Below are 18,037 nucleotides of genomic sequence, written 5' to 3'. Positions count from 1 at the left end.
CTGCGCGACCCGTGCGTGACCTGCTCAACGGTGATGGCCCCCCACAACCGATGCTCTGCGTGATCCGGGTACTGCCCCCCGGCCCGCTGCGTGTTTCCCCCAGGCAGCCGAGCCCGTACCGCGTGCCGAATTCGGTCGGCGCCGCTCAATCTAGTCCACCGGGCCTACCCCCGGGCGGAGTTGGCGGAATCGCCTGGAGCGGGTGTTCGACCGTGCATACTGCCCGGGTGACCAGCATCGTGATACCGGCCCACAACGAGGGCCGGGTCATCGGCCGGCTCCTCGACGCGCTCCTGGCCGACACCCCGGTGTCCGGGCCCGACATCGTCGTGGTGTGCAACGGCTGTACGGACGACACCGCCCGGGTGGCGGGCGCGCGGGGCCCCCGCGTACGGGTGGTGGAGATCCCGACTCCCTCCAAACACACGGCACTTCGGGTCGGCGACGAGCACGCGCGGGGCTTCCCCCGGCTGTACGTGGACGCCGACGTCGTCGTCGGCGCCGCGGACGTACGGGCCCTGGTGGCCGCCCTCGCCGGGAGCCCGGATCTGCTGGCCGCCGCCCCCGGCCGGGACGTGCCGCTGGCCGGCTGCGCCTGGCCGGTGCGGGCGTACTACCGGGTGTGGCAGCGGCTCCCGGCCGTCCGCGAGGGCCTGTTCGGCCGCGGGGTCATCGCGGTGTCCGAGTCCGGGCACGCGCGGATCGCCGCGCTGCCCCCGCTGATGGCCGACGACCTGGCCGCGTCCCAGGCCTTCGGGCCGGGGGAGCGGCGCGTGGTCGAGGCGGCCCGGGTCGTGGTCCATCCGCCGCGCACCTGGTCCGACCTCGTCAGGCGGCGGATCCGTGCGGCGACCTCCTCCGCCGAATTCGAGCGCTTCCAGGCCTCGCGGCGGGACGGATCGCCGACGGCGACGGCGACTTCGACGCCGGAGCAGGCGACCGCCGCGCCGTCCGCCCGCACCGGCACGGCAGATCTGCGCGCCCTGCTGCGGGAACGGCCGCAACTGCTCCCCGGGGTGGTGGTGTTCGTCGTGGCCGCGCTCGCCGCCCGCCGGGGGGCGCGCAAGGCCATCCGCAACCAGGACTTCTCCACCTGGCTGCGGGACGAGAGCAGCCGGCAGGGATGAGCGGGGCGTTCCGGCCGATCAGTGCCGTACGCACACCTGTTGGCCCGTACAACCACTAGGGTTCCACTCGCACGTTCGAGTGACTCAGACCTCGGCATCGGGAGCTCCAGAGCATGTACCTCGCGGACCGCTCCGCGCCCGCGGGCGCGAAGACCGCGCCGGAAGGGGGAGGACCCGGCCGGGCCGCCGTGGTCGCCCCGGCCGTCCTCGCACTCGGCACCGTCAGCCTGATCACCGACATCTCCTCCGAGATGGTCACCGCCGTCCTGCCCCTCTACCTGATCGCCGGGCTGGGCCTGAGCCCCCTCGGCTTCGGCGCGCTCGACGGCGTCTACAACGGGGTCAGCGCCCTGGTGCAGCTGACCGGCGGCCACCTCGCCGACCGGGTCCGCAACCACAAGCTGATCGCCGGCATCGGCTACGGCCTGTCCGCCCTGTGCAAGCCGCTGCTGCTGTTCGCCCACAGCCTGGGCCCGATCAGCGTGATCCTCGCGCTGGAACGCACCGGCAAGGGGCTGCGCACCGCGCCGCGCGACGCGCTCATCTCCCTGTCCACACCGGCCGAGTTACAAGGCCGCGCCTTCGGTGTGCACCGTGCCATGGACACCACCGGGGCGCTGCTCGGCCCGCTCGCCGCCTTCCTCATCCTGAGCATGGCGGTCGACGGCTACGACGCCGTCTTCGGCGTCAGCGCCTGCATCGCCGTGCTCGGCGTCGTGGTGCTCATGCTCTTCGTCCCGTCCGGCGGCGGTGACCTCCGCCCCCGGCGGGCCGGCGTCGGCGCCGGCGTCGACGCCGGTGCAGGCGCCGGTGCCGGCCCGCCGCGCCCGGACCCCGTACGGCTGCGCGACGCACTGGACCTGCTGCGCCTGCCCCGGCTGCGCGCCCTGGCGCTCTGCGCCGTCCTGCTGGGCCTCACCACCGTCAGCGACGCCTTCGTGTACCTGCTGCTGCAGCGCCGCACCGGGATCGGCGAGCAGTGGTTCCCGCTGCTTCCGCTGGGCACCGCCGCCGTGTTCCTGCTGCTCGCCGTACCCGCAGGGTCGCTCGCCGACCGGATCGGCCGGCGCACCGTGTTCCTCACCGGGCACGCCCTCCTGCTGGCCGGCTACGGACTGCTGCTGTGGGCCCCCGACTGGCCCGCGCTGCCCTACCTCGTCCTCGCGCTGCACGGCATGTTCTACGCCGCCACGGACGGGGTGCTGCCCGCCGCCGTCGCCGCCACCGTCCCCGGCCGACTGCGCGCCACCGGCCTGGCCCTGGTCGGCACCGGCCAGGCGCTGGCCCGCTTCTGCTGCTCGCTGGCCTTCGGCGCGGCGTGGACGCTCTGGGGCACCGGCCCGGCCCTGGCCGCCGCGGCGGTCGGGCTGCTGTGCTGCGCGGCCGCCGCGGGCTTCGTCCTGCGTCCGGCGGCCCCCGACGACACGCTCACCCTCCCCGACGGCACCTGCCCCGACGACAGCCGCCCCGACCCGGCCCGACGCCCATGAGGTCCCCCAGATGACACTGACGTTGTCACGCCGCCTGCTCGTCCTCGCGGTGGCGGTGCTGCTGCTCGCGGGCCTCGCCACCGCGTTCGTCCTGCACGCCGCCTCCCGCGCCGACCGGCCGCGCGCGGGGGGCCCGGCGCTCGCCGCGGGTCCGGTCACCCTCGCCCGGCCGGGCGCCCTGGCCTTCCTCAACAGCGCGCAGGGCCCGCACCGCGGAACCCTCGCCTCCGTCCCCGCCGACGCGCCCGACGCGGCGCGCACCGCCTCCGAGCTCAGCTGCCGGCGCTTCCACGCGGCCGCGGGCACCGGCGTGTGTCTGCGTTCGACGCCGGGCGCGCTCGCCCAGGACAACAAGGCCCTGATCGTCGACGCCGAGCTGCGCACGCTGCGCAGCTTCCCCCTCGCGGGCACGCCCAGCCGGGCCCGCGTCTCGCCCAGCGGCCGGTTCGTGGCCTGGACCGTCTTCGTCTCCGGCGAGTCCTACGGGGCCGCGTTCTTCTCCACCCGTACCGCGATCCTGGACACCCGCACCTGGAAGCTCGACGCCAATCTGGAGGAGTTCGCCATCTCCATGGACGGCCGGGACCACCGCGCCCAGGACGTGAACTTCTGGGGCGTCACCTTCACCAAGGACGACGACACCTTCTACGCCACCCTCGCCACGGCCGGCCAGACGCACCTGGTGAAGGGCTCGATCTCCCGGCGGTCCGTCACCACCCTCGCGCAGAACGTCGAATGCCCGTCCCTGTCCCCGGACGAGACGCGCATCGCGTACAAGAAGCGGGTACGGGCCGGAGCCTCGCTGTGGCGCGAGCACGTCATGGACCTGGGCACGCTGCGCGAGCACGCGCTCGCGGAGAAGCGCAGCGTGGACGACCAGGCCCTCTGGCTCGACGACCGCACGCTCGCCTACGGCCTGCCCGCCGACGGCGCCGCCGACGGCACGGACCTGTGGACCGTGCCGGCCGACGGCACCGGCGCCCCGCGCCTGCTGACCCCCGGCGCCTCGTCCCCGGCCCGCCTGGGCTGACAGGGGCGGGCCGGGGCCGGGGACGTGGCCCACCGGCCCGTGGTCCCCGGCCCCACCGGCCCCTGGTCAGCCGTGGTTCACGAACCTCCGCACCCGGTCGATCAGCGCGGCGTTGTCGCGGATCCAGCCGTAGTGCCGGCTGCCCTGCACGCTGTCTCCGAGCGCGAGCTCCCAGTACGTCACCCGCGCGCGCGTGAGCTTGTCGCCGAGCCCCCGTACCCCGCCGGGCGGGGCCATGACGTCGCCCTTGACGGCCACCGCCAGCACCGGCAGCTCCAGCGCGGCCAGCGCGGACTCGAAGTCCACCTCGGAGGAGGGCACCTGGTAGCGGCCCGTCCTGACCTGTGTGGCCATGTCCCGCAGGACCTGCCGGGAGTCGTTCCCCAGGACACCGATGCGCCGGCCGGGGAAGTACCCGTACACCGAGGCGAAGGCGGCCGCGAGCTGGAACCCCGCGAGCATCCCCAGGCTCTGCGGGAAGGGCCAGCCGCGGTAGTGGCAGGACGGGGCGCCCACCAGGACCGCTCCCGCGGCCATGTGCGGCTCCTGGCCGAGGTAGAGGGCGCCGAGCTGCCCGCCGAGGCTGTGCCCCAGGAGGTAGCGGGGGGCCGCGGGGAAGGCGGCCCGGGCCGCACGGAACAGGGCGGGGCAGTCGTACGCCACCATCTCGTGGTAGCCGTAGCGCACCCCGCGCCCCACGCGCACGGAACTCGTCCCCTGCCCCCGCAGTTCACCGACGGCCACCTGGAACCCGGCCCGGCCGAGGGCCTCCGCCAGGGGCGCGTAGGCGGCGGCCCGGGTGCCCATGGCGGGCATGCACACCAGCACCGGAGCCGACGGCTCGTCAGGCTGCCGGTGAAACACGACGTGAGCCGTGGCGCCGTCCGCGGCGCGCACGGTCTCCGTGGTCACTTCGACGGACGGAATCACGGGCCTCCCTCGCTCGTGGCCATCCTCCGCGTTCCGCGGAACACGTTCAACAGCCGGATCTCGTCGCAGACGCGCCCGTCCGCTGCATCCGACCGGGCCGCCCGCCCGGAAAGATGTCCGGAAAGACGTCGGAGAACCACTCCGGGTCGACGACGAGCGCGGCGCGGACACGCCCTCCCCCTGCCGCGACGGCGGAACGGAGCAACTCCATGACGGACGTACAAGGGGGCGCCGCGGGCGCCGCCCCGGGTTCGCTGTGCCTGGTCACCGGCGCCACCGGCTACATCGGCGGCAGGCTCGTCCCCGATCTGCTCGCCGCCGGACACCGGGTGCGCTGCCTCGCGCGCACGCCGGCGAAACTGCGCGACCACCCGTGGGCGGGGCAGGCGGAGATCGTCCGCGGCGACGTCACCGACGCCGCGTCGCTCGCCGACGCCCTGCGCGGCGTCGACGTCGCCTACTACCTCGTGCACGCCCTGGGCAGCGGGCGCGACTTCGAGCGCACCGACCGCCAGGCCGCGCGGACCTTCGCCGAGCAGGCCCGCGCCGCCGGTGTCCGCCGCATCGTCTACCTGGGCGGACTCATCCCGCGCGGCGTTCCCGACCGGGACCTCTCGCCCCACCTGCGCTCCCGCGCCGAGGTCGGACGCATCCTCCTGGACTCCGGCGTGCCCACCACGGTGCTGCGCGCCGCGGTCGTCATCGGCTCCGGCTCGGCCTCCTTCGAGATGCTCCGCTACCTGACCGAGCGCCTGCCGGTGATGGTCACCCCGAGCTGGGTGCGCACCCGGATCCAGCCCATCGCCGTCCGGGACGTGCTGCGCTACCTCGTCGGCAGCGCCCGGATGCCCGACGACGTCAGCCGCGCCTTCGACATCGGCGGTCCCGACGTCCTCACGTACCGCGACATGATGCTCCGCTACGCCTCCGTCGCCGGGCTGCCCCGGCGGATCATCTTCCCCGTACCGGTCCTCACCCCGGGCCTGTCCAGCCACTGGGTCGGCCTGGTCACCCCGGTGCCGCCGTCCATCGCCCGTCCGCTCGCCGAGTCCCTCAAGTTCGAGGTCGTGTGCGACGAGCACGACATCGCCGACTGGGTGCCCGATCCGCCCGGCACCCCCATCGGCTTCGACACCGCCCTCCGGCTCGCCCTCCAGCGGGTCCGCGATGCCCGGGTCACCACCCGCTGGTCCTCGGCCTCCGTGCCGGGAGCACCGAGCGACCCGCTGCCCACCGACCCCGACTGGGCCGGAGGCAGCCTCTACACCGACGTGCGCGAGCGCACCGTCGACGCGTCACCACAGGCGTTGTGGCGGGTCGTGGAGGGAATCGGCGGCGAGAACGGCTGGTACTCCTTCCCGCTCGCCTGGGCCGCCCGCGGCCGGCTCGACCGGCTCGTCGGCGGCGTCGGACTGCGCCGGGGCCGGCGCGACGCCGACCACCTGCGGATCGGCGACTCGCTGGACTTCTGGCGGGTGGAGGAGATCGAACGCGGCCGGCTGCTGAGGCTGCGGGCGGAGATGCGGCTCCCCGGCCTCGCCTGGCTGGAGATGTACACCGAGCGCGACGAGCAGGGACGGACGCGGTACCGGCAGCGGGCGCTCTTCCATCCGCACGGCCTGGCCGGTCACGCGTACTGGTGGAGCGTCTCGCCGTTCCACGCCGTGGTCTTCGGCGGGATGGCCCGCACGATCGCGCGCACGGCGGAGGCGGCGGACCGGGCGGGGTAGGACCGTGACGGGTGACGGGTGACGGGTGACGGGTTAAGGGTTAAGGGTTAAGGGTGACGGGTTAAGGGCGACCCTCGACCGACCGCATCCGTCCGGGCCCCGACCGCCGAATGACTGGGAAAGGTCAGCGCAGCGACCACCGGGCGGCGGCGCGTCGAGCATCCGTCCGGTGCCCCAACGCCAGGAGCGGTACCCATGAACGTCTCGGTCGTCCTGTTCACCTCGGACCTCCGCGTCCACGACCATCCGCCCCTGCGCGCCGCGCTGTGCCGGCGCAACGAGATCGTCCCTCTGTTCGTACGGGATCCGGCCGTGGAGCGCGCGGGCTTCGCCGCGCCGAACCGGCTCGCCTTCCTCGCCGACTGCCTCGCCGGTCTCGACGCCGGGCTGCGCGAGCGCGGCGGCCGGCTCGTGGTGCGCTCGGGCGACCCCGTCGCCGAAGTGTGCGCCGTCGTACGGGAGGCCGACGCCGACGAGGTGCACATGGCGGCCGGCTGCAGCGCCTTCGCCCTGCGCCGCGAGGCGCGTCTGCGGCGCGCGCTGGAGGCCGACGGCCGGCGCCTGTACGTCCACGACGGGGTCGTCACCGCCCTGCCGGCCGGCGCCGTGACACCGGCCGGATCCGACCACTTCGCCGTCTTCACCCCGTACTTCCGGCGCTGGTCCGGCGAGGCGCTGCGCGATCCGCTCGCGGCGCCGCGCGAGGTCCAGGTGCCCGACGGGATCCGCTCCGAGGCCCTCCCGTCGCGGGCCGCCGTCCCGTCCGTCTCCGCGGGCCTGGCCACCGGCGGTGAGGAGGAGGGCCGCAAGCGCCTGACGGACTGGCTGCGCCGCTCCGCCGACGCGTACGAGGAAGGGCACGACGACCTCCCCGGCGACGCCACCTCGCGCCTCTCCCCGTACTTCCACTTCGGCGCGGTCTCGGCGGCCGAGGCCGTGCGCCGGGCGCGGTCCCGGGGAGGGGCGGGCGCCGAGGCCTTCGTACGGCAGCTCTGCTGGCGCGACTTCCACCACCAGCTGCTCGCCGCACGCCCGTGGACCGCCGTCCTGGACTACCGCACCCGGGACGACCGGTGGCGGCGCGGCGAGGAGGCCGAGGCCGACCTGCGGGCGTGGAAGGAGGGCCGCACCGGGTACCCCGTCGTCGACGCGGCGATGCGCCAACTCGCCCACGAGGGCTGGATGCCGGGCCGGGGCCGGCTGATCGCCGCCTCCTTCCTGGCCAAGACGCTGTACATCGACTGGCGCGCCGGAGCCCGGCACTTCCTCGACCTGCTGGTCGACGGCGACGTCGCCGACAACCAGCTCAACTGGCAGTGGATGGCGGGCACCGGCGCCGACACCCGCCCGAACCGGGTCCTCAATCCGGTGCTCCAGGCCAAGCGGTACGACCCCGACGGCGTGTACGTACGGCGGTGGGTGCCGGAACTCGCCGGGCTCGACGGCCCCGCGGTCCACGAGCCGTGGAAGCTGCCCGGCCTGGAACGGGCCCGGTACGCCTCCTACCCGGACCGTCTGGTCGACCTCACGGAGGGGCTGGCCCGCTTCCGGCAGGCCCGCGGTCAGGACTGAGGCGGCACCACCGCGGGAGCGGCGGGCCCGTCGCCGGCCGCCGCCGCGTCGCAGAGCCCGTACAGGAGACTCAGGGCCTCCCGCAGCCCGCCGGGGCGCAGCATCCCGGGGCCGAGGGGGTGTCCGGCCCAGCCGGGCCCCGCCAGGAGCACGGGCGTCCGGGTCCGGGCGCCCCGGACGCCCCACGAGGTGTCGGCGACGTGCCGGGCCAGGGGGTGGTGGGCGGTGGAACGGGCCTGGGACCACAGCACGACCGCGGCGGGGCCGGTGCGTCGCACGGCTTGGTCGAGCGCCTCGGGCGGCACGGCCGCGCCGAACATGCGGGCGGGCAGGCCGAGTTCGGCGAGCCCGGTGGTGAGCGCCTCCAGCGGGAGCGTGTGCTGCTCGCCCGGCACGCAGGCGAGCAGGACCGGGGGAGCGCCGGCCCGGGACCCCGAGGGCGCCGGGACGCCCACGCGGCGCAGCGCGGTCGAGACGTGCCAGGACAGCAGGTGCTCGACCTCGACGTACCGGTCGCCCGAGGTCTCCCAGTTGCGCCCCACGGCGTGCAGGGCCGGCACCATCACCTCCTCCCAGGCGGTGACCAGGCCGTACCGGGCGATCAGGGAGCCCAGGATGTCGTCCATGGCCGCGGAGTCGAGGCGGACGGCGGCCCGGCCCAGTCCCCGGTACTCCTGGCGTGCGTCGCCGGGGTGCAGGCCGGTCCCCGGTCCCGGCGGGGCGGCCGGGACCGGGAAGATCGGGCGGGAGGGCGGGTGCGTGCGCGGCTCCGGCGCGGCGGGCGGCGGGGCCGCCGCCCCGGACCGGGCGGATCGAGCGGACTGTGCGGCACGCGCGGCTTCCGCGGGCGGAACCCCCGACGCGGTCAGCCGGCACATCTCCTGCAGGACGGCGATGTCCGCGGGAGTCCACCGCCGGTGCCTGCCGTGCTCGCGGGCGGCCGGGCCGATGCCGTACCGCCGGTCCCAGGAGCGCAGCGTCGTGGGGGCGACCCCCAGGCGGCGTGCCACGGCTCCGCTGGTCATCCCGTGCGCGGACTCGGCCATGACTCCACAATACGACGCACAATCGGTGCGAGTGGTGGCGAAGCCCGGGCGGGCCGGAATCTGGGGGACGGGCCCCCGCACGCGGGGCGCACCCGTCCGCCGACCGGCCGATTCCGGTCCCGGCCCGAGGAGCAGTCGCCATGACCGCCGCACCGACCATGACAGCGGAGAGCCTCACCGCCCAGAGCCTCACCGCCCGGCTTCCCGACCACGAGGTCGCCGAGGCCGCCGAGGCCGCCGAGGTCGCCGAGGGTTTCGTGCGCGGCGACGAGCGGTGTCTGACCGCCGCCTACCACCGCTGGGGCGGCCTCGTCCACACGCTGGCGGCCCGCACCCTCGGGGACCCCAAGGAGGCCGAGGACGTCACCCAGCAGGTCTTCCTGGCCGCGTGGCGGGGCCGCGCCGGATACCGGCCGGAGCGCGGACCGTTCCCCGGCTGGCTGGTCGGCATCACCCGGCGGAAGATCGCCGACGCGCTCACCGCGCGCACCCGTCGCCTCGACCTGGTCGCCGCGGCCGCCGCCGCCCTGCCGCCCACGGGCGGACAGGAGGCCGGCCCCGAAGCCGTCCTGAACCGGCTGGTCGTCACCGGCGAACTGGCGAAGCTGCCGCGCCTACAGCGGGAGGTCCTGGCCCTGGCCTTCTACGGGGACCTCACCCAGGTCCAGATCGCCGAACGCACCGGAATGCCGCTCGGCACCGTGAAGAGCCACGCCCGCCGGGGCCTGCACCGCATGCGGCGCCGCCTCGGCGCCGAACGGGGCCGGCACACGGAGCCCGCCGCCCCGTAATCCGATGCAGCAACGACGCGCACGCCCGTAGCCTGTCCTGATGGGACTCGACATCACCGTGGTCATGGCCGACTGGGAACACCTGGCCCGGATACCGGCGGCCGAGCGCCTGCAGGCGCTCGACGACGCCGTGTACCCGCCCTACTGCTGCGCCGCGTGCGACGAGGCCGACCTCGTCGAGGGGGACGGCTGGGCATGGCCGCGGCGGTCGTCGTGGTGTGCCGAGTACCGGTTCTTCGGGACCACCGGTTCGTACAGCTGGCACTTCCATCTCGCCAACACCTGGGACGACATGAGGCCCTTGGCCGCGCCCGGCCTGCGGGACGACCTCGACTGCTTCCTGGGCGGCCTGGTGTGGGACGGCCCGGACTACGACACGGGGACGGATCCGGACGACGGCTGCCTGACCGCGGGCGGCTTTCCGGACGACCCCGCGCCATGGCGTCCGCGGGTGCTCCTGCTGCGCGCCCCGGACGAGGTGCCGCCGCTCGTACGCGCCTGGGAACGGGCCGCGCCGCGGCTGGAGGAACTCCGCGAGCCGTTCGCCGCCGAGTCCGCCGGGTGGGCGGGGCGGCCCGGCGCATTCGACGCCGCCGTCGAGCTCATGCACGAGTGGGCCGAGGTGGTCAGGCAGGCCGGGGCGCGGGGCTGGGGTCTGATCGGACTCCGGTAGCGGCTCCGACGAGGGCCGGTCAGGAGCCGCCGCGGGCGCGGGAGCGGTAGCCGGCGATCTTCGCGAGATTGCCGCAGCGGTCCATCGAGCACCAGCGGCGCCGGCGCGCCTGGGAGTCGTCGAGGAAGAGCAGCGAACACTCGGGGTTCTCGCACTCCTTGACCCGCGCCAGCAGCGGGCCGCCGGCCAGCTGGACCGCGTCGCGCGCCACCGTGGCCAGGGCGGCCCGTACGTCGTGCCGCACCGGCCCGCCCTGGAGGCGGAGCCCGGCCCGGCCGCCGTCCGCGAAGTCGAGCTGCGGCGCGAGGTCGGGGTGCGCCGCCGCCTCGTTGACCCGTACGAGATCGTCCGGCGCCGGCGCGCGGCCGTCCATCGCGGCCGTCAGCACGCGGTGGAGGGACTCCCGCAGCTCGCGCGCGGCGGCCAGCTCCGCACCCGTGACGTGCACCGCCTGCGACCGGTCCGTCCGCAGGCCTGCCTCGCCGATCCAACGGCCCAGCGCACCCGGGTCGGTGAGCCGCTCGAACGCATCGGTGTGCCGCTTGCCGAGGGTGGCCGCGAAGTTCAGGCAGGGGCGGCCGCCGATGAACGGGAAGGCGAGCCGGTCGGGGGCGGGTGCGGGGGTCATGGTCCCGACTCTACTCCGACTCCACTGCTTGACACCGGTTCGTGTGGTGTCGCAAGGTGACACCAGTTCAACCGGTTCAACCAGTTCAACCAGTGTCGGTCAGGTCGGGTCAGGTCAGGGAGTGGAGCACGGATGCGCGCGGTACGTATCGAAGAGTTCGGCGGACCCGAGGTACTGGTCCCGGTGGAGCTGCCCGACCCCGTGGCAGGGCCGGGCGAGGTGCTCGTACGGGTCGAGGCGGCCGGTGTGAACCGCGCCGACGCCCTCACCCGGTCCGGCTCCTACCACCGGGCCGGACGCCCGCCGCTGCTCCCCGGCCTGGAGGCGGCCGGCACGGTGGTCGCACTCGGGCCCGGGGTGAGCGGCCCCGACGGCCTCGGTGGTCCCGACGGCTCCGGCGGCCTCCGCGTCGGCAGCCGCGTCATGGCGCTCGGCGCCGCGAACGCCCCCGGCTTCTATGCGGAACTCGCGGCCGTCCCCGTCGGCCGGGTGGCCGTACTGCCCGACGGCCTCCCCGCGACCGAGGCCGCCGCGCTGCCGGTGGCCTGGCTCACCGCCTGGTACTGCCTGCGCCGGCTGGCCCGCGTGGCCAAGGGCGAGACCGTCGTGGTGCACGCGGCGGCCAGCGGGGTCGGCAGCGCGGCGGTGCAGATCGCCGCCGACGCCGGGGCGCACGTCATCGCCGTCGCCGGCTCCCCGGACAAGGCGCGGTGGGCCGCCGAACTGGGCGCCCACGCTGTCGTGGACCTCTCGGCCCACCCCGGCGACGGCGCCGTGGAGGAGGTCGCGCGCCTGACCGAGGGGCGCGGCGCCGACGTGGTCCTGGACACCGTGGGAGGCCGGGTGTTCGGGCAGAGCCTGCGGATGGCGGGCCACGCGGGGCGCGTCGTCGCCCTGGCCAACGTCGCGCTGGAGCCGAGCACCGTCGACACCCGCGACTTCTACCCCAAGAACGTCACCGTCCACGGCTTCCAGCTCACCAACCTGCTGGAACACGGCTACGACCCGCGCGAGGACCTGAGGGAGATCGCCGCCCGCGTCGCCGCCGGCACCTATCGGGTCCCTGTCGAGACGGTCTTCCCGCTGGAGCGGGCGGCCGAGGCCCACGAACGGCTGGAGCAGCGCGCCAACCGCGGCAAGATCGTCCTCGCCGTCGCGGCGCCCGCGACCGGCTGAGGCAGACCGGCGGAGCCCCGGCGGGCGGTGTGCGCGCCCGGCGGCTACGCCGGGTCGGCGGTCCACGGCCAGGCGGCGTGGCCGCCGGCCTCGATGAGACCGACCATCCGGAACGCGGCGTCCGTGAGGCCGCCGAAGGTGTGCCGGCGGGGGCCCGAGGGCCCGTGGGCGGGCCGGTACCCCGCCAGGTTCCAGGTGTAGACCGGGACCTCGGCCGGCACCGGTTCCGCCGGCCCGCCGGGGCGGGGCGGCGCGGCCTGCTCGTCGGTGACGATCAGGACGCGGTCGTGTCCCTCGTAGTGGGCGCGCACCGCCTTGGTGGTGTGCGTGCCTCCGAGGCGGTTGAACCGTTTCAGTACGTCGAGCACCGGTTCCCCCGCCCGGAACGGCACCTCCGCGCTGGACCAGCCGAACTCCACCAGGTCCGCCTGCTCGGCGCGCATCGCCAGCGCGGCACCGAACACGGCCGCCGCGTCCGCCCGGGACAGCCTCGACCGCTCGGAGACGGTGTCCCAGAACATGGAGTCGGACCGGTCCACCAGGATCAGCGTCCGCCCGGGCAGGGCCGGTACGTTGGCCAGGGAGTGGCCCAGTGCCCGCTCCAGCGGGTCCGCCCAGCGCGGCGACGGCGCGTGCCGGTGCGCGGCCAGGTAGCGGAAGGGGAACTGCCGGGACCGGGCGACCTCGGCGGCGTCCGAGAGCCGTGCCGCGACCCCGTCCGCCACCCCGTCCGAGACCCCCGCCTCGTCGAAGTTCCGCAGGTTCCTCAGGAGCGCCATCGGCCCCATCGAGGGGATCACGGCCTCCCAGACGGCGGCGTCCATCGGCCCCTGGAGCCAGCCCGTCAGAGCCTCCCAGGTCATGCCCGCGGCGGCCAGCCGCTCGGCGCCGTCCGGCCCGGTCACCACGGCCCGCCGCTCTTGCTGCGGGAGTTCCGTCAGCGCCCGGTGCGCGCTCAGCAGCCGGTCGGAGGCCGGCGCGGCCGCCCGCTCCGGGTGGTGGCGGCGGTCCAGGGCGTGCCGGAAGAGCGCGCCCTGCCACGGCTTGTCCGGGTCGGGGGAGGCGTGCACCACGTTGAGCACGTCACCGAAGCGGAAGGCCTTGGACGCGGTGTCGTACTTCAGCAGCGAGCGGGAGGAGTACAGCCGCCGAACGGCGTCGGCGATGCCCCGCTTCACGGGCTGCGGCACGTTCCGCCCGTACGCCGAGGTCCAGTAGGCGAGCAGCTCCCCGGGCTCGTCGGCGCGCTGCAGCACCGAGTCGATCACGGACCGGTTGGACGGGCCGCCGCACGAGCCGGCCCGGAGCCGGGCCCGGACGTACGCGGCCGCGCCCACCAGGGACGCCGTACGCATGTTGCCCTCGCCGCGGAGCCAGCGCAGCAGGCCGGCCGTCCATGCGGGGTCCTCGACGGCGAGCGTGCCCACGAGGCGGGCGTACCGGTCGTCGCGCTCCCGGCCGCTCTCGTAGAAGGTCCGCTGGGTGACGAAGTTGCCGACGGCCAGGAGGAAGAGCTCCTCCCGCGGCTCCCGGACGAAGGCCGGGCCGCCTTCGTAGGTGCGGAAGGCCCGAGCGGCGGAGAAGTGGTGGACCCCCGGTGCGGACGGGGTCCGGGCGGCCGCCGAGACGTGCGGGGCCACGAGCATCTCGGACCAGACCTTGGAGACGCGCTGGGTGTAGCGAGGCAGTGAATCCCCCCGGATCCAAAAGGAACGGACAGCCCCGGCCGGTCAGTTGCACGGCGGCGGGGTGCGGGCGGCCGCGCCACCCGAGATCAAGAAGGCCGCGGCGTCACTTGGTTGTCTGAAGGAAGTAGCCGCAGCCGGGCGCATCGGGGGCGCGGTCGCGTCGTCACCCTAGGCGGGCCATCGGACCGCGCACCAGCGATTTATCTCCGCCCCGCCCTCGGACCGTTTCGGCGCGGCGCGGGTGAAAGGCTGAGGGGGCCCTTATTCGTCCGACGGAAGAGGTTCTCCGGCATGGCCGTCATCCACCGCACCGCCCTCACACCGACGAAGCTGGAACTGCTCACCTCCTGGCTCCCCTCCCGCCCGTGGTACGTCGGCGGCGCGGGCGCACCCGAGTTGGCCAAGTCCGGCGGCTTCCGGCTGGACGACCCGCAGGGTGAGGTGGGGATCGAGTTCATGGTGGTCACCGACACCTCCGGCACCGACCCGACCGCCTACCTGGTGCCGCTCACCTATCGCGGTGCGCCGCTCGACGGGGCGGAGCACGCCCTCGTCGGCATCATGGAGCACGGGGTGCTGGGCCGGCGCTGGGCCTACGACGGCTGCCACGACCCGGTGGCGGTCGCCCAGCTGTTCGCCCTGGTCGAGGGCCGGGTGCAGGCCCAGGACCAGAACAGCAGCGACACCCCCGACCGGGACGTCACCTGCTCCCACACCGGTGAAGGCCTGATCTCCGCGGACCTCGCCGTGACGGCCACCGACGACCGGGACGGCACCGCCCTGGCCGTCCCGTCCGGCGCGACCCTCCGCCTGAACCGGGTCCTGCGCCCGGTCCAGGACGCCCCGCGGTCCCTCCCGCAGGCAGCGACCGGCCACATCGCCGGCTCCTGGAGCCCGCCGTCCGGCCCCCGGGCCCGGGGGCTGTTCGCCGTGGTGCACGCCCGGGGCTAGGGAGGGGGATCGGCGAGGTCGTACCTACGGCCGAGCGGGCGCGGTAAGGGGCGCTTTCGAGTGACATCGCCGCGCAGCTTCGGGCGTGGGCGTCCCCGCGTGGCCGACCATCTCAGGCGGCCGGTCATGTTCCGGTCACGGACTGCCGATCAGGCCGGGCACCGCGCTCGCGCGGTGCCCGGCCGCCGCTGGGAGATCACGTGTACGTCCTGCTCGTCGCGAGCGCGTTCAACAGCCTGACGCAGCGAGTCCACGCCGAGCTGCGCGACCACGGCCACCGTGTGGCGGTCGAACTCGCGCTGCCCGACGCCTCCTTGGCCGAGGCCGTGCGCGGTCACCAGCCGGACCTCGTGCTCGCGCCGATGCTGCGCACGGCCATCCCCGAGGAGGTGTGGGCCGCCCACACCTGCCTGGTCGTCCATCCGGGACCGGTCGGCGACCGCGGCCCCTCCTCCCTCGACCGGGCCGTCCAGGACGGCGAGACCCGGTGGGGCGTCACCGTCCTGCAGGCCAACGCGGAGATGGACGCCGGCGACGTCTGGGCGAGCGTCGAGTGCCCGGTGCCGCCGGTCGGCAAGAGCGACCTCTACCGCGGCGAGATCGCCGACGCGGCCCTGGAGGCGGTCCTGCTCGCCGTGGAGCGCTTCGCCTCCGGCACGTACGTCCCGCGGCCGCAGTCGAGCGGCCGGTCCCGGCCGCTCCTGCGCCAGGAGGAGCGCCGGATCGACTGGCAGGCGGACGGCACCGAGCGGGTCCTGCGCGCGCTGCGCGCCGCCGACTCGCAGCCCGGCGTACGGGACGACCTGCTCGGCGGTGACTGGTACCTGCACGGCGGCCACCGCGAGGACGTCCTGCGGGGCCGGCCCGGCGCGCTGCTGGCCACCCGGGCCGGGGCGGTCTGCCGGGCCACGGCCGACGGCGCCGTCTGGATCCCGGAACTGCGCGCCCGCCGCGAGCCGGGACGGCCGGCAGCCTCCAGGCTGCCCGCGACGCTGGCGCTCGCGGACCGGCTGCCCCCGCTGCCCGAGGTTCCGGCGCCGCCGCACAGCGGCCCCCACCGCCGCACCTGGGCCGACATCGGCTACCGCGAGGAGGGGCAGGTCGGCTTCCTGTCGTTCTCGTTCCCCGGCGGCGCGATGAGCACCGCCCACTGCCGCCGCCTGCTGGACGCGTACCGCACCGCCTGCACCCGTCCCACCTCCGTCCTGGTCCTGGGCGGGGGCCGCGACTTCTTCTCCAACGGCATCCACCTGGGCGTCATCGAGGCCGCCGCGGACCCGGCCGAGGAGTCCTGGGCCAACATCAACGCCATGGACGACCTCGTCGAGGCGGTCCTGACCACCACCGACCGCCTCGTGGTCTGCGCGCTGGGCGGCAACGCCGCCGCCGGAGGGGCCATGCTCGCTCTCGCGGCCGACGAGGTCTGGTGCCGCTCGGGCGTCGTCCTGAACCCGCACTACCGCCTGATGGGGCTGTACGGCTCCGAGTACTGGACGTACACCCTGCCGCGCCGCGTCGGCCCCGGCCTCGCGGACCGCCTCACCGCCGAGGCCCTGCCGCTGAGCGCCGCCACCGCCCAGGGGCTCGGGCTGGTCGACCGTACGGTCCCCTGCGCGCCCGAGGACTTCGCCCGTGAGACGGCGCACCTCGCGGCCCGTCTCGCCGCCCTGCCCGCCACCGCGTCCCGGCTCGCCGAGAAGAAGGCGGCGCGCGAGCGCGACGAGGCGATCCGGCCGCTGGCCGCCTACCGGGAGGCCGAGCTGGCCCTGATGCGGCGGACCTTCTTCGACCCGGACGCCCCCTACCACGCCCTGCGCCGCGCCTTCGTGTGCAAGGAGCGTCCGGCCGCCACCCCGCCCCACCTGGCCCGCGCCACGGCGGACCGGGTCTCCCCGGCCACCACCGCGACCACCACCCCGGCCGCGGCCGGGGCCGCGACCACCACCGCGCCCGCCGAGACCCTCCCGCCGCCCGGCGTCACTGGACTGGCCGTACCTGACGCGGCGCCCGGCCCGGACTGCTGTTAGCAAGAAGGGTGGGGAAGGCAGGCCGCCCTCCCTCCACCCCCTCCCGTTCTGATCCCCTCCCCGAGGAGGCATCCCAATGGCCGCACCTACGAAGGACCCGGTCGAAGACCCCCCGATCCACATCCTCTGGATCAACGCGGGCCTGAGCTGCGACGGCGACTCCGTGTCCCTCACGGCGGCGATGCAGCCGAGCATCGAGGAGATCGTGACCGGCGTGCTGCCCGGTCTGCCCAAGATCGCCGTGCACTGGCCCCTGATCGACTTCGAATGCGGCCCGGTCGGCGGCGCGGACACGTTCATCGAGTGGTTCTTCAAGGGCGAACGGGGCGAGATCGATCCGTTCGTCCTGGTGGTCGAGGGCTCGATCCCCAACGAGAAGATCAAGCCCGAGGGCTACTGGTGCGGCTTCGGCGACGACCCGGAGACCGGCCAGCCCATCACCACCAGCGAGTGGATCGACCGGCTGGCCCCCAAGGCCCTCGCCGTCGTCGCCATCGGCACCTGCGCCACGTACGGCGGCATCCACGCGATGGAGGGCAACCCGACGGGCGCCATGGGCGTGCCCGACTACCTGGGCTGGGACTGGACGTCGAAGGCCGGCATCCCGATCGTGTGCGTGCCGGGCTGCCCGATCCAGCCGGACAACTTCTCGGAGACCCTGACCTACCTGCTCTACCAGGCGGCGGGCTCGGCCCCGATGATCCCCCTCGACGACAAGCTGCGCCCGACCTGGCTCTTCGGCGCCACCGTCCACGAGGGCTGCGACCGCGCCGGCTACTACGAGCAGGGCCAGTTCGCCGAGACCTACGACTCCCCGCTCTGCCTGGTCAAGCTCGGCTGCTGGGGTCCCGTCGTCAAGTGCAACGTCCCCAAGCGCGGCTGGATGAACGGCATCGGCGGCTGCCCGAACGTCGGCGGCATCTGCATCGCCTGCACGATGCCCGGCTTCCCCGACAAGTTCATGCCCTTCATGGACGAACCCCCCGGGGCCAGGGTCTCCGTCACGGCGAGCGGCGCGTACGGCGCCGTGATCCGCAAGCTCCGGTCGGTCACCGCGCACACCGTGGACCAGGAACCGAAGTGGAGGCACGCGGGCCGTGGCCTGACCACGGGCTACCGCCCGCCCTGGTGACGTCCCGTCCCGCAGCACGCAGAAAGTCCCGCTCCCCGCACCGAAG

At 75.0% G+C, this 18,037-nt stretch carries 15 protein-coding genes; 11 read left to right on the top strand and 4 right to left on the bottom strand.

The features are described from left to right. The first annotated feature begins 227 nt into the window (after positions 1 to 227). The 3 genes from OG534_RS07010 to OG534_RS07000 all read left to right on the top strand — a co-directional run bounded on the left by OG534_RS07010 (position 228) and on the right by OG534_RS07000 (position 3,647). Positions 228 to 1,127, top strand: a complete 900-nt coding sequence (locus tag OG534_RS07010) for a glycosyltransferase (RefSeq protein ID WP_326587206.1) — start codon at positions 228 to 230, stop codon at positions 1,125 to 1,127. 113 nt (positions 1,128 to 1,240) lie between these two features. Beyond that, the gene (locus OG534_RS07005) at positions 1,241 to 2,617 is read left to right on the top strand and encodes an MFS transporter (RefSeq protein WP_326587205.1); all 1,377 of its coding nucleotides are present in this window, start codon (positions 1,241 to 1,243) and stop codon (positions 2,615 to 2,617) included. A gap of 16 nt (positions 2,618 to 2,633) precedes the next feature. Then, complete coding sequence (locus OG534_RS07000) at positions 2,634 to 3,647, top strand: TolB family protein (protein ID WP_326593508.1); 1,014 nt, start codon at positions 2,634 to 2,636, stop codon at positions 3,645 to 3,647. 66 nt (positions 3,648 to 3,713) lie between these two features. Here the strand turns inward: OG534_RS07000 and OG534_RS06995 are convergent, their stop codons facing one another. Further along, positions 3,714 to 4,559, bottom strand: coding sequence for an alpha/beta fold hydrolase (locus tag OG534_RS06995; protein ID WP_326587204.1), 846 nt, complete (start codon positions 4,557 to 4,559; stop codon positions 3,714 to 3,716). A 227-nt stretch (positions 4,560 to 4,786) separates the two neighbouring features. Between OG534_RS06995 and OG534_RS06990 the strand changes: the two genes are divergently transcribed. Next, positions 4,787 to 6,307: an SDR family oxidoreductase gene (locus tag OG534_RS06990; RefSeq protein WP_326587203.1), complete on the top strand. Its 1,521-nt coding sequence runs from the start codon at positions 4,787 to 4,789 to the stop codon at positions 6,305 to 6,307. Between the two features lie 195 nt (positions 6,308 to 6,502). After that, complete coding sequence (locus tag OG534_RS06985) at positions 6,503 to 7,879, top strand: cryptochrome/photolyase family protein (protein ID WP_326587202.1); 1,377 nt, start codon at positions 6,503 to 6,505, stop codon at positions 7,877 to 7,879. On the opposite strand, the gene OG534_RS06980 is transcribed toward OG534_RS06985, so the two are convergent. Beyond that, the gene (locus OG534_RS06980) at positions 7,870 to 8,925 is read right to left on the bottom strand and encodes a MerR family transcriptional regulator (RefSeq protein WP_326587201.1); all 1,056 of its coding nucleotides are present in this window, start codon (positions 8,923 to 8,925) and stop codon (positions 7,870 to 7,872) included. The genes OG534_RS06985 and OG534_RS06980 overlap by 10 nt on opposite strands. 140 nt (positions 8,926 to 9,065) lie before the next feature. Between OG534_RS06980 and OG534_RS06975 the strand changes: the two genes are divergently transcribed. Further along, complete coding sequence (locus OG534_RS06975; RefSeq protein WP_326587200.1) at positions 9,066 to 9,716, top strand: sigma-70 family RNA polymerase sigma factor; 651 nt, start codon at positions 9,066 to 9,068, stop codon at positions 9,714 to 9,716. A gap of 40 nt (positions 9,717 to 9,756) precedes the next feature. Next, positions 9,757 to 10,389, top strand: coding sequence for a hypothetical protein (locus OG534_RS06970; protein WP_326587199.1), 633 nt, complete (start codon positions 9,757 to 9,759; stop codon positions 10,387 to 10,389). Positions 10,390 to 10,408: 19 nt separating this feature from the next. Here OG534_RS06970 and OG534_RS06965 read toward each other — a convergent pair whose 3' ends face one another. After that, positions 10,409 to 11,017 (bottom strand): CGNR zinc finger domain-containing protein, encoded by a 609-nt coding sequence (locus tag OG534_RS06965; RefSeq protein WP_326587198.1) that lies wholly within the window; start codon positions 11,015 to 11,017, stop codon positions 10,409 to 10,411. A gap of 132 nt (positions 11,018 to 11,149) precedes the next feature. On the opposite strand from OG534_RS06965, the gene OG534_RS06960 reads away from it, so the two are divergent. Further along, positions 11,150 to 12,193: a quinone oxidoreductase family protein gene (locus OG534_RS06960; protein WP_326587197.1), complete on the top strand. Its 1,044-nt coding sequence runs from the start codon at positions 11,150 to 11,152 to the stop codon at positions 12,191 to 12,193. 44 nt (positions 12,194 to 12,237) lie between these two features. Here the strand turns inward: OG534_RS06960 and OG534_RS06955 are convergent, their stop codons facing one another. Next, the gene (locus OG534_RS06955) at positions 12,238 to 13,839 is read right to left on the bottom strand and encodes a TROVE domain-containing protein (protein WP_326587196.1); all 1,602 of its coding nucleotides are present in this window, start codon (positions 13,837 to 13,839) and stop codon (positions 12,238 to 12,240) included. Positions 13,840 to 14,172: 333 nt separating this feature from the next. On the opposite strand from OG534_RS06955, the gene OG534_RS06950 reads away from it, so the two are divergent. The 3 genes from OG534_RS06950 to OG534_RS06940 all read left to right on the top strand — a co-directional run bounded on the left by OG534_RS06950 (position 14,173) and on the right by OG534_RS06940 (position 17,991). Then, positions 14,173 to 14,832: a maltokinase N-terminal cap-like domain-containing protein gene (locus OG534_RS06950; RefSeq protein WP_326587195.1), complete on the top strand. Its 660-nt coding sequence runs from the start codon at positions 14,173 to 14,175 to the stop codon at positions 14,830 to 14,832. A 200-nt stretch (positions 14,833 to 15,032) separates the two neighbouring features. Next, positions 15,033 to 16,859, top strand: coding sequence for a hydrogenase maturation protein (locus OG534_RS06945; RefSeq protein ID WP_326587194.1), 1,827 nt, complete (start codon positions 15,033 to 15,035; stop codon positions 16,857 to 16,859). Between the two features lie 76 nt (positions 16,860 to 16,935). Then, complete coding sequence (locus OG534_RS06940; RefSeq protein WP_326587193.1) at positions 16,936 to 17,991, top strand: hydrogenase expression protein HypE; 1,056 nt, start codon at positions 16,936 to 16,938, stop codon at positions 17,989 to 17,991. Positions 17,992 to 18,037 lie beyond the last annotated feature (46 nt).

The organism is Streptomyces sp. NBC_01294 (genome assembly GCF_035917235.1).
In the GTDB taxonomy this organism is placed as follows: domain Bacteria; phylum Actinomycetota; class Actinomycetes; order Streptomycetales; family Streptomycetaceae; genus Streptomyces; species Streptomyces caledonius.
The sequence above is the reverse complement of the archived record's forward strand: the minus strand, read 5'-3'. Positions and strand labels throughout refer to the sequence as shown.

Coding starts and splice junctions, on each gene's coding strand:
- OG534_RS07005 (WP_326587205.1), top strand. CDS start 1,241: ATGTACCTCGCGGACCGCTCCGCGCCCGCGGGCGCGAAGACCGCGCCG.
- OG534_RS06990 (WP_326587203.1), top strand. CDS start 4,787: ATGACGGACGTACAAGGGGGCGCCGCGGGCGCCGCCCCGGGTTCGCTG.
- OG534_RS06985 (WP_326587202.1), top strand. CDS start 6,503: ATGAACGTCTCGGTCGTCCTGTTCACCTCGGACCTCCGCGTCCACGAC.
- OG534_RS06980 (WP_326587201.1), bottom strand. CDS start 8,925: ATGGCCGAGTCCGCGCACGGGATGACCAGCGGAGCCGTGGCACGCCGC.
- OG534_RS06975 (WP_326587200.1), top strand. CDS start 9,066: ATGACCGCCGCACCGACCATGACAGCGGAGAGCCTCACCGCCCAGAGC.
- OG534_RS06970 (WP_326587199.1), top strand. CDS start 9,757: ATGGGACTCGACATCACCGTGGTCATGGCCGACTGGGAACACCTGGCC.
- OG534_RS06965 (WP_326587198.1), bottom strand. CDS start 11,017: ATGACCCCCGCACCCGCCCCCGACCGGCTCGCCTTCCCGTTCATCGGC.
- OG534_RS06960 (WP_326587197.1), top strand. CDS start 11,150: ATGCGCGCGGTACGTATCGAAGAGTTCGGCGGACCCGAGGTACTGGTC.
- OG534_RS06955 (WP_326587196.1), bottom strand. CDS start 13,839: ATGCTCGTGGCCCCGCACGTCTCGGCGGCCGCCCGGACCCCGTCCGCA.
- OG534_RS06950 (WP_326587195.1), top strand. CDS start 14,173: ATGGCCGTCATCCACCGCACCGCCCTCACACCGACGAAGCTGGAACTG.
- OG534_RS06940 (WP_326587193.1), top strand. CDS start 16,936: ATGGCCGCACCTACGAAGGACCCGGTCGAAGACCCCCCGATCCACATC.